Origin of the sequence: Pontibacter rugosus (assembly GCF_042678745.1) — a bacterium.
Classification (GTDB): domain Bacteria; phylum Bacteroidota; class Bacteroidia; order Cytophagales; family Hymenobacteraceae; genus Pontibacter; species Pontibacter rugosus.
The window spans coordinates 1-1361 of sequence record NZ_JBHTLD010000420.1 but is presented as its reverse complement, the minus strand read 5'-3'; the positions used below and the strand labels follow the sequence as shown (position 1 = coordinate 1361).

The window sequence follows — 1361 nt, the reverse complement described above, 5'->3', positions numbered from 1 at the left end:
TAACCATTTACAACAACCTGAGAGAATATAAGAATCCAGTTTTTCATCCTCCATTTTAATTGCTTTGTTAAAAAGCTCAATCCAGAATGGTTTAATTTTATGAATGACCTTTTTCTCGAAGGGGAATCGTGGACTCCAAAAGAAGTATATTAGACTTGATAAAACATCTTCGCTTTTTGAGTTAATCAACTCTTGGATCACTTCGTTATTAATATCAATAGATTCAAATTCGTATAAGTAAGCTGTACAAATCCGTTGAATTAAGCTATTCTTTGATTCGCCTCTAAACGTGTCATTTGATATAGCCTTTAAAAGGTGAGAGCCTTCTAAAAATAACTTAAAGTTAACTTTATTGGGTCGTCTATGATAGAAAAAATAACCGCTCATGGCCGCAGACCAATTAGTTTCGGTATCAATGGGAAAGAGTTTGTAGAAATTTTCGATCATCCAACTTTCATCAAGAAAATGGATATTGGGCAAAAATTGTCCGATTACATAAAAGAGTAAAGGGTTCTCGTCTTTCAATTCTATTTTCTGAGAGATTAATTTTTTGATGTCATTATCCCATCGATCACTGTCTTTCCCTTCCAAGCGAGCTAATCGTAGAGAATATTGAAAAAGAGCCGTGTAGATTTTACCTCTTGAATTGTTCAGAACTGTCATGGACAAATCTGAATAGTCAAAAACAGGGTGGGTATCATTTTCAAAAATTTGGGAAAGGATATCTTTCACTATTGGAAGTTGGTCTGCATCAAACGCATGATTGTCATCTCTAAGACCATCTTCAATAAAGGAAAGTAGACTTGATATAAACCAACGACTATAATTGTCATCAGAATTATGTGATTCCCAAAATTCTTTCTTTTGGACTATTTGGAGTATAGTCTCAAATACTTCTGCACATTCAAATTTTTCTTTTTCATCTCTCCAACTTTCACCCAATCCTCTTATCCAAGCATACATGATTTGCGAAGGCGCATCAACAAGTGGTTTACAATCAACAATATATTTATTTGGGTTCTTACGAACTGTTAATGTAAGTATGTCAATTAGACCATCAACTGATGGACCCATGAAATCATGATTTTGTTTATTAAACTCCTTGTAATATGTGATTGTATTCGTTATGCTTTGATTGAGAATATCATCCACTGTAAGTGGAGAAGTTGTTCCAGAAAAACTTGAGTGCCAAGAATCGAAACTAGGATGATCAATATCCGCATCATTTATTTTGTCCAACTCTTTTATTAAATCAGCAACAATTTCTGATTTACTTGGCAAAAGTGAAGTCAACCACTCCTTTTTACGGTAAGCAATAGACTTTTCAACCTTGTTTTTGTCATCTTTAAACTCTTCTGGGA

At 33.8% G+C, this 1361-nt stretch carries 1 protein-coding gene; it reads right to left on the bottom strand.

The features are described from left to right. Positions 1 to 1361 (bottom strand): hypothetical protein (locus tag ACFQ2O_RS21655; RefSeq protein ID WP_377532995.1); only part of this gene is annotated, 1361 nt, incomplete at both ends.